Genomic DNA, 9,611 nt, shown 5'->3' on the forward strand with positions numbered 1-9,611 from the left:
CCTACGCGAAAGTGAGGAAGGTGTCGACGGGCCGGCGCGGCGTGGCCGGCGGTACCCCGTCCAGCAGGGGAGCGACCCCGACCCGAACCAGCACCTGCGGGCACGCGTCGCGGCCGATCAGGGCAGCGACGATATCGCGGCTGGCATGCAACTCGGTCACGTGCGTTACCGGGCAGGTGGCGAATCCGGCCATGGTGGCGTCGAGCAGCACCGCCGAGAGGGTCTCGCCGGCATCGAGCGCATCGGCCCTGCTGTAGCCGTCGGTGGACAGCACCAGGATCTCCGCGGCGTCATCGTTGACCGCGGGCCGACGCTCACCGTGCGCGAGGACCGGGAAGGTGCGTCCCACCGGGACCCGTTCACTTTCGGCCGCAGATACCAGCGCGCTCTGCGGAATCCCATCCTCGGTCGCGAACGGTGTTGCCCACCAGATGAGTTCAGAATGGTACGCGGAATCGTACAGGCGCAGCGACTCACTCAGGTCGGCGGCTTCGGTGAGCTGGCGGCGCATGTCATCGCCCGCCACGTCGAGCTGCACCGGCCCGTCAGCCAGCCGTACCCGCAGCAGCCTCTCGAACGACGCCCAGTCCGCGGGCGCCGCCATCGGCAACCGGTCGGTACGCCGGGCAAGGATCGCATCGGCCCGCCGACGATGGGCGTCGGTGACGAATGCCATCGGGCCGAACCGCAGGGTGGCCAGATGGTCGGGATCGTTCGGGTTCGGAAACCGCTCGACGGTGGTGCTCCATCCGGCCGCCGCCATCGCGACTCGTAGATGGTCGAGTACCGCCCCGCAGCTGATGAGCGCCTCGCGCGCGGACCGGTCCGTCGAGTGCAGCACCCGGTTCGGGTCGAGGAACAATTGCAGGTCACCAGCGTGGGAGAGCCATCGCCACGGCTGGGTGTTGTGCAACGAGGGGGCCCGCGCGGCCAACTGCACTGCGCTGGTGATGGTTGCGGGTTCGATCATGGTGTCGGGCATGACATCAGCCTCGTCGCGCGGACGCGCGCCGGTTAGGGTCTTTGGTCCTCACCTTCTCCCGCGCGAGCAGACGCAAACCTGACCATTTTCCGCCGAAAGTGGGCAGTTTTGTGTCTGCTCGGCGGGCTCGGCGGGAAGAATCAGGCGCCGTTGTTGGGGCCGCCCGAGTTGGCCCCGGGGATGTCGGTGATCGGGAAGTTGGGCATCGGCGCCGGCGACGGCGTAGCGGGCAGCGACGGGATCTCGCCGGGCGGGATGTCCTTGAGCGCATCGGCGGGCGGGACCGGCGGCCCGTTCTCGCGGCCGCCGTAGGTGCTGCCCGGCGCACGGTCCCCGAGCATATGGCTGACCGTCACCAGGTGGTAGTCGTTGGCCTTGAGCACCGGAATGAACTGGTAGACCAGATCCACCGTGGACGAATAGGTGTCGTGGAAAAGCACCACCGAGTTCGGCTTGATCTGGGTCATCAGCATGTAGCGGGTGGCCGCCGTATTGGCGTCGTTGGCCCAGTCGAACGGGATGACGTCCCAGTTGATATCGGCCAGGCCCTGCCGGCCGGCTTCGGCGAGCACCTGATCGTTGATCAGCCCGCCCGCGGTCCGGACCAGCTTGGGTCGCTGCCCGGTCGCGGCCTCGATGGCGTCGCCGGCCCTGCTGAACTGGGCCGCGATGTCCTCGGGCGGGATGGCGGTCATATTGGGGTGTTCCCAGGTGTGGCTGCCCAGTTCCATCCCGGCCTCGACCACCCGCTTGGCGCCCTCGGGGTTGGCGGCCACCTTGTTCCCGATCTCGAAGAAAGTGGCCTTGGCGTCGTTGTCCTTGAGGATTTGCAGCAGCCGGTCGGTGTAGGGGCCGGGGCCGTCATCGAAGGTGAAGGCGACGCACTTCTGCACCGCGCAGTCGACGTCGTCGGCGTCGGCGCGCCGCACATGCCCCGTCAGCGCGCCGACCACCAACACCGCAACCGCGGCTATCACACCGATCACGGTCCATAACCAGGCCTGCCGGTTTGCGGGGCTGCTCACCCCGGCAGCCTACCGGCCCCTCAGGGCAGGGCCGCCGGGCTGATCTCCTCAAGCATCTCGGTGACCAGCGCCGCGATCGGCGACCGTTCGCTGCGCTGCAGCGTGATGTGGGCGAACAGCGGATGCCCCTTGAGCTTCTCGATCACCGCGCCGACCCCGTCGTGGCGGCCCACCCGCAGGTTGTCGCGCTGGGCGACGTCGTGGGTGAGCACGACCCGCGAGCCCGCACCGAGCCGGGACAGCACCGTCAGCAGCACATTGCGTTCCAGCGACTGCGCCTCGTCGACGATCACGAACGAGTCGTGCAGCGACCGGCCCCGGATATGGGTCAGCGGCAGCACCTCCAGCATGCCCCGGGCCAGCACCTCTTCCAGCACGGCCGGGCTGGCCAGCCCTTCGAGGGTGTCGAACACGGCCTGGGCCCACGGGCCCATCTTCTCGCTCTCACTGCCGGGCAGGTAACCGAGCTCCTGGCCGCCGACCGCGTACAGCGGCCGGAACACCACGACCTTGCGCTGGGTGCGACGTTCCAGCACGGCCTCAAGGCCCGCGCACAGGGCCAGCGCCGATTTGCCGGTGCCCGCCTTGCCGCCCAGCGATACGATGCCGACCGATTCGTCGAGCAAAAGATCCAGCGCCACCCGCTGTTCGGCGGACCGGCCGCGCAACCCGAACACCTCACGGTCACCGCGGACCAACTGGATTCGCTTGGCCGCGTTGACCCGGCCAAGTGCGTGCGAGGTGCCACCAAGTAGCCGAACTCCGGTGTGGCAGGACATATCCCGCGCCTCGGCCAGGTCGATCTCGCCGTCGGCGAACAGGGTGTCGATATCCTCGGCCGCGACGTCCAGCTCGCTCATCCCGGTCCAGCCCGACACCACGACATCCTGGGCGTGGTACTCGTCGGCGGCAAGACCCACCGCACCGGCCTTGACCCGAAGCGGAATGTCCTTGCTCACCAATGTAACTCGCTTGCCTTCAGCGGCCAAGTTGGCAGCGCAGGTCAGGATGCGGGAATCGTTGGTCTCGGTGCGGAAGCCGGCGGGCAACACGGTGGGATCGCTGTGGTTCAACTCGACGTGCAGCGTGCCGCCCTGTGTCCCAACCGGAATCGGCTGATCCAGCCGTCCGTGTTCGAGCCGCAGATCATCGAACATCCGCAGTGCCTGCCGGGCGAACCAGCCCAGCTCATGATGGTGCCGTTTGGCTTCCAGCTCGCTGATGACAACCAGCGGAACCACCACTTCATGCTCGGCGAACCGGGTGCAGGCCCATGGATCGGACAACAGGACCGAGGTGTCGAGCACATAGGTACGGACAGGCGAATCAGTCACGTGGCGCTCCTCGAGGCGAGGCGAGTTCATGCGACCCCACACGAACTTCTTCGGTGGTGGACACTGCAGTACCAGGACCGGGGCCGGTCCTCTCGTGATCGAACCGATCGGTACCGCCCGGACAGCAGAGCATGTCGCTAGCCATCGGAATCGACGCTACTCCCGCCGCAGCGGCTTTGCTGATTGGCGCGCCGCATATTTGGCGCCCAGCGCGTTACGCGCCGATGAAATCCCGGAGTCGTGGCTCGTCAGCCAGGCCCCAGGCGTCGATCCGGTCGGCGACGACGCGCCGCAGCGCGGCCGTGTCGAAGATGCCGGATTCGGCCACCAGTGCGACCTTGTCCCGGTAAGCGTCGATATCGGCGCCGATGACGTCCAGTTCGGCGGCCCGGGCCGCGATCGCCCCGACGGTCTCCTCGCGATGGGTTTCCAGCAGGTGCGAGACCAGGTTGGCGAAGAACTCCTCGTGGCGCTCCTCGTCGACGGCGATGCGGCCGATCAGTGCACCCAGCACCGGCTCCTCGAGCTGCGCCTGCAGGTTGCGGCAGAACACGGCGTGCGAGCGCTCGAAGAAGGCCATGAACACCAGGGTCTCGATCTGGCTGTAGGTGCCGGCGCGGTAACCCTTCATCACATGCTCGACCCGGACGTCCTCATTGGCCGACGGGTCGATCTCACGGGTGACGACCAGGTAGTTGCGCAACGCGACGGCGTGCAGGTGCTCCTCGGCGGTCCACCGGCCGAGGAACCGGCCCCATTTCTCCTCGAGGATGAAGTGTTCGACGAGCTCGCGGTGGTAGCCACCCAGGTTGTCCTTGGTGATCAGCAGGATCTCGCAGGCGTCGGTGACGTTCTTGGGCAGGGTGACCTGGGAAGGGTCCCAGTCCTTGCCGCCGAGGAAGGCGAAGTTCTCCCCCAGGTCGAACGGCACGTAGTCGTGGGCGTACCACAGCACCTCGGAGTCGAGGTGGCGGCGCAGCTCGGCGGTCACCACAGGTTCCAACTCGAGGGTCAGTGCATCAGCGACAGGTTTCTGTGCCATGAGGTAACTGTAACCCGAGTACACACATTCCTTGAAATCGGGCGGGGCGTGTCAAACCGAGGGGTGCAACTCCCAGCCCTCCAGCCCGTCATACAGCGGGAATTCGCGCGCCAGCCGGGTCACCCGGCCGCGCAGCGCGGCCACATCCGTCTCGGCGCCGCGGGCCAGCGCGGTCCCGATGATATCGGCGACCTCGGTGAATTCTGCGTCGCCGAAACCTCGGGTGGCCAGCGCCGACGTGCCGATCCGCACCCCCGAGGTGACCATCGGCGGGCGCGGGTCGTCGGGCACCGCATTGCGGTTGACCGTGATGCCGACCTCGTGCAGCAGATCCTCGGCGGCCTTCCCGTCCAGCGCGCAGCGGCGCAGATCCACCAGCACCAGGTGCACATCGGTGCCGCCGGTGACGACCGAGACCCCGGACGCCGCGACGTCGGCGGCCAGCAACCGCTCGGCCACCATGCGGGCCCCGGACAGTGTGCGCCGCTGCCGCTCGGCGAACTCGGGCGTCCCGGCGATCTTGAAGGTGACCGCCTTGCCCGCGACCACCTGCATCGCCGGCCCGCCCTGGGTGCCGGGGAACATGGCCGAGTTCAACTGTTTGGCGAATTCCCTGCGGCCCAGGATCAGCCCGGACCGGGCGCCGCCGAGCGTCTTGTGCACGGTGCTCGACACCAGGTCGGCGTGCGGCACCGGGTTGGGATGCAGGCCCGCGGCGACCAGCCCGGCGAAGTGCGCCATATCGACCCACAGGTGGGCGCCGACCTCGTCGGCGATCTCGCGGAACGCCGCGAAGTCCAGCGTGCGCGGATAGGCCGACCAGCCGGCGATGAGCACCTTGGGCCGGAAGGCCAGCGCGCGCTCCCGCACCGCAGCCATATCGATCAGGCCGGTGGCGGGGTCGACGCCGTAGAACCCCGATTCGTAGACCTTGCCGGAGAAGTTGAGCTTCATGCCGTGGGTCAGGTGCCCGCCGTTGGCCAGGTCAAGGCCGAGCAGCCGCTCCCCCGGGTTCATCAGCGCGGCCAACACCGCGGCGTTGGCCTGCGCGCCGGAATGTGGTTGCACATTGGCGAATTCGGCGCCGAACAACGCCTTGGCCCGGTCGCGGGCGATGTTCTCGATCGCGTCGACGTGTTCACAGCCGCCGTAGTACCGCCGCCCCGGCAACCCCTCGGCGTACTTGTTGGTCAGGATGCTGCCCTGGGCTTGCAGCACCGACCGCGGCGCGAAGTTCTCCGACGCGATCATCTCCAAGGTGTCGCGCTGGCGACCCAACTCCTTGTCGAGCAGCCCGGCGATATCGGGGTCGACGTCGGCGAGCGGGGCGGACATCACGGATGCGGCGAGGCTCGTTGCGGCGGTCACGCTGCGTGAGTCTGGCAGTCCCGGCCCGCCTATTGGGGCCTACCCTGTCCAGTTGCTGTGAATTCGCTGAAAGCGACGGTCAGAGCGTGAGTCCCGGGTAGAGCGGGTTGGCGGTCAGCAGCTCGGCCGATGCCGCGTGGATGCGGTCGGCGGTGCCGTCGGCCAGTTTGTACTTGGCCTTGGATGTCCCGTCGGGCTGCGTGTTCGACAGCACGTCGACGATCAGCCCGGCGACCCGGTCGAAGTCGTCGGCACCGAACCCGCGGCTGGTGAGTGCCGGGGTGCCCAGCCGGATGCCGCTGGTGTACCAGGCGCCGTTGGGGTCGGCCGGGATCGAGTTCCGGTTGGTGACGACACCCGCGTCCAGCAGGGCCGATTCGGCCTGGCGGCCGGTCAGTCCGAACGAGCGCACGTCGAGCAGCACGATGTGGTTGTCGGTGCCGCCGGTGACCAGCCCGGCATCGCGCTTGACGAACCCGTCGGCCAGGGCCTGGGCGTTGTCGGCGACCTGCTGGGCGTAGGTCCGGAACGCCGGCTGACGCGCCTCGGCCAGCGCGACCGCCTTGGCGGCCATCACATGGGACAGCGGTCCGCCGAGCACCATCGGGCAGCCCTTGTCGACCGCGGGCGCGAATTCCTCGGTGGCCAGCACCATCCCGCCGCGCGGGCCGCGCAGCGACTTGTGCGTCGTGGTGGTGGTGACGTGGGCGTGCGGCACCGGGTCCTCGTCGCCGGTGAACACCTTGCCGGCCACCAGGCCGGCGAAGTGCGCCATGTCGACCATCAGGGTGGCGCCCACCTCGTCGGCGATCTCGCGCATCTTGGCGAAGTTCACCCGGCGCGGATAGGCCGAGTAGCCGGCGACCAGGATCAGCGGCTTGAACTCGCGGGCCGCGGCGGCCACGGCGTCGTAGTCAAGAAACCCAGTAGCCGGATTCGTTCCGTAGCTGTGCTGGTGGAACATCTTGCCCGAGATGTTGGGCCGGAAGCCGTGCGTGAGGTGCCCGCCGGCGTCCAGGGACATGCCGAGCAGACGCTGGTTACCCAGCTTGTTGCGCAGCGTCTCCCAGTCCGCCTCGGACAGGTCGTTGACATGCTTGGCACCCAGGTTGGCCAGCTCGGGGGCCTCCACCCGGGTGGCCAGGATCGCCCAGAACGCAACGAGATTGGCGTCGATGCCGGAGTGCGGCTGCGCGTAGGCGTACGGGGCGCCGAACAGTTCCCGGGCGTGTTCGGCGGCCAGCGCCTCCACGGTGTCGACGTTCTGGCAGCCCGCGTAGAACCGGTGCCCGACGGTGCCCTCGGCGTACTTGTCGGAGAACCAGGTCCCCATGGTCAGCAGCACCGCGGGCGAGGCGTAGTTCTCGCTGGCGATCAATTTGAGCGAATCACGTTGATCGGCAAGCTCTTTGCGCGTTGCGGCGGCGACCCGGGGCTCGACGGATTCGATGACCTGCAGCGCGGCCGTGTATGCGGCGCTGGCGGTATCGGCGTAATCGGCGCCAGTAGCCGCGGGCAAGGTGGATGACGAGTCGACTGCCATGGCGTTCAGCCTAGTCGCAGCCTATCCCCGCAACGTCGACGGGATCAGCGGCTCGTCCAGCAGCCGGCCGAACCGCTGCGTCAACGACACACCGTCGGGCCGGTCGTCCAGCCAGCCGCGCAGCAGCCGATACCCCTCGACGTAGGTGCTGGTGTAGGCCCGCCACAGCGGCGAGGACAGGAACCGCAGCATCTGCCGGGCCCGCTCGTCGTTGACCAGCAGCCAACGTTTGAGGAAGGCGACCACCTCGTCGACGTCGCGATGCTCGTCGTGCAGCATCAGCGCCGCGTCCTGACGCACCTCGGCCAGCCCGGCGACCGCCTCCGACACGGCCGCGGCGCGCTCCCCGTCGAACCGGAGCCCGAGGTCGGCGTAGATCTCCGAGGCCCAGGCTCCCCAGCCTCCCTTGACCCCCGTCGCTTCGCCGGCCCCATCCCCGATCACGGCGTGCAGCGCCAGGTCGGCCAGACCCTCGGCCATGATGCACTGCGGGGTGTTGACCAGGAAGATGGTCTGTTCCAGTTGGTTGCCGCGGGCCACCAGCCCGGCTTCCTTGCGGCAGTGCTCGGTGTGATGGCCCGGATAGGACTCGTGGGCCACCAGCCGCGGCAGATTGGACATCTGCTGTTTGAGGTCGGCGTTGACGGCGACGGTGGACCGGTAATCGCCCAGGTAGTAGTTGAACCCCGACCACGGTTTGTCGGTGACCACCTCGTAGGTGATGGTCTCGGTCTCCGGCAGCGGGTATTCGGCCCGCACCCGGTCGCGCAGCGCCGAGGAGAACGCGTGGATGCACTCCTCGAGGCGGTGCGGCGGAATCTCGTCGCCGGACCGGTGGGCCTGGATCCGGTCGGCCAGCGGGCCGGTGCCGCCGAGCGCCTCGTCGAGCTTCGCGTGGGCGGCCCGGTAGCGCTCCGGATCCCCCTTGGTGATCCGGACGTCGAAGTAGGCGGCCACCTCGTCGACGAAACCGACATCCTCGCCGGCGAATTTGCGCCCGGCGCAGTTCAACGCCCGCAGGTGCGCGGCGATGTAGGCGGCGCGGTCGCGGCTCAGCTCATCGGGGATCCGGGTGAGCAGTCGTTCGGCCTGCCGGGCCAGATCGGCCGGGTCGGGGGCGGGTTCGTCGGCCACCGCCCGGCGCAGCGCCTGATCGCCGGTGAACGAGTCGACGTAGCCCTCCTCGACCCGGTCGAACCGCAGACCGAGCAGCAGATATTCGCGGATCAGGGTCGCCGAATCTGTCGATGTGTTCGCGCCGGAATCCATCCCGTTAGCCATGCCCTCAACCGTAAATGTAAGACTGACCGAATGCCGCGGCCCAGCGAGCCGAGCCCCTATGTGGAGTTCGACCGAAGTCAATGGCGTTCCCTGCGTATGTCGACGCCGCTGAAACTCACCGAGGACGAGCTGCTCCGGCTGCGCGGTATGGGTGAGAAGATCGACCTCCTCGAGGTCGAGGAGGTCTACCTGCCGCTGGCCCGGTTGATCCACCTGCAGGTCGCGGCCCGGCAGCGGTTGTTCGCCGCGACGGCGGAGTTCCTCGGCGAGCCGCAGCAGAATCCGGACCGGCCGGTGCCGTTCGTGATCGGGGTGGCAGGCAGCGTGGCGGTCGGTAAGTCCACCACGGCGCGTGTGCTGCAGGCGCTGCTGTCCCGGTGGGGGCACCATCCCCGGGTTGACCTGGTCACCACCGACGGGTTCCTCTACCCCAATCGCGAACTCAATCGCCGGAACCTGATGCACCGCAAAGGGTTCCCCGAAAGCTACGACCGCCGCGGGCTGATGCGGTTCGTCACCGCGGTGAAAGCCGGCGCCGACGAGGTCTGCGCGCCGGTCTACTCACACCTGCTCTACGACATCGTGCCCGACGAGCAGCAGCTGGTGCGCCATCCCGACATCCTGATCCTGGAGGGCCTCAACGTCCTGCAGACCGGTCCGGCATTGATGGTCTCGGACCTGTTCGACTTCTCGGTGTACGTCGACGCCCGCATCGAGGACATCGAGAAGTGGTACATCTCGCGGTTCCTGACCATGCGGTCGACGGCCTTCGCCGATCCCGCGTCACACTTCCACCACTACGCGACACTGACCGATAATCAGGCGGTGTTCGCCGCGAGCGACATCTGGCATTCGATCAACCGGCCCAACCTGATCGAGAACATCCTGCCGACCCGGCCGCGGGCCACCCTGGTGTTGCGCAAGGACGCCGACCACGCGATCAACCGGTTGCGGCTGCGCAAGCTCTGAAGCTTTTTCCGCCGAGCAGACGCGGCGGTACCCGGGAAAGCGCATTCCAGGGTACCGCCGCGTCTGA

The 9,611-nt window shown here is 68.1% G+C and carries 8 protein-coding genes; 1 reads left to right on the plus strand and 7 read right to left on the minus strand.

Annotation, left to right across the window (positions count from 1 at the left end; genetic code table 11):
• Window position 1: 1 nt before the first annotated feature.
• From ACWDTP_RS10370 to ACWDTP_RS10400, 7 genes are all read right to left on the minus strand, one after another.
• On the minus strand, window positions 2-982 hold the full coding sequence (locus tag ACWDTP_RS10370) for an Acg family FMN-binding oxidoreductase (protein ID WP_450019218.1): 981 nt from the start codon (window positions 980-982) through the stop codon (window positions 2-4).
• Window positions 983-1,122: 140 nt separating this feature from the next.
• On the minus strand, window positions 1,123-2,007 hold the full coding sequence (locus ACWDTP_RS10375; protein ID WP_450019220.1) for a polysaccharide deacetylase family protein: 885 nt from the start codon (window positions 2,005-2,007) through the stop codon (window positions 1,123-1,125).
• A 20-nt stretch (window positions 2,008-2,027) separates the two neighbouring features.
• Window positions 2,028-3,371, minus strand: a complete 1,344-nt coding sequence (locus ACWDTP_RS10380) for a PhoH family protein (RefSeq protein WP_450019222.1) — start codon at window positions 3,369-3,371, stop codon at window positions 2,028-2,030.
• Window positions 3,372-3,555: 184 nt separating this feature from the next.
• Window positions 3,556-4,383, minus strand: coding sequence for an acyl-ACP desaturase (locus tag ACWDTP_RS10385; protein WP_450019224.1), 828 nt, complete (start codon window positions 4,381-4,383; stop codon window positions 3,556-3,558).
• A 51-nt stretch (window positions 4,384-4,434) separates the two neighbouring features.
• A complete protein-coding gene (gene glyA, locus ACWDTP_RS10390) occupies window positions 4,435-5,718 on the minus strand; it encodes a serine hydroxymethyltransferase (protein ID WP_450019234.1) in 1,284 nt (427 codons plus the stop codon).
• Between the two features lie 112 nt (window positions 5,719-5,830).
• Window positions 5,831-7,294: a glycine hydroxymethyltransferase gene (locus tag ACWDTP_RS10395; protein ID WP_450019226.1), complete on the minus strand. Its 1,464-nt coding sequence runs from the start codon at window positions 7,292-7,294 to the stop codon at window positions 5,831-5,833.
• Between the two features lie 21 nt (window positions 7,295-7,315).
• Entirely contained in the window at window positions 7,316-8,575 is a 1,260-nt protein-coding gene (locus tag ACWDTP_RS10400) for a DUF885 domain-containing protein (protein WP_450019228.1), read from the minus strand.
• A gap of 30 nt (window positions 8,576-8,605) precedes the next feature.
• On the opposite strand from ACWDTP_RS10400, the gene coaA reads away from it, so the two are divergent.
• A complete protein-coding gene (coaA, locus tag ACWDTP_RS10405) occupies window positions 8,606-9,544 on the plus strand; it encodes a type I pantothenate kinase (RefSeq protein ID WP_450019230.1) in 939 nt (312 codons plus the stop codon).
• The last annotated feature ends 67 nt before the right edge of the window (window positions 9,545-9,611 follow it).

This window comes from Mycobacterium sp. NPDC003449, assembly GCF_053588415.1.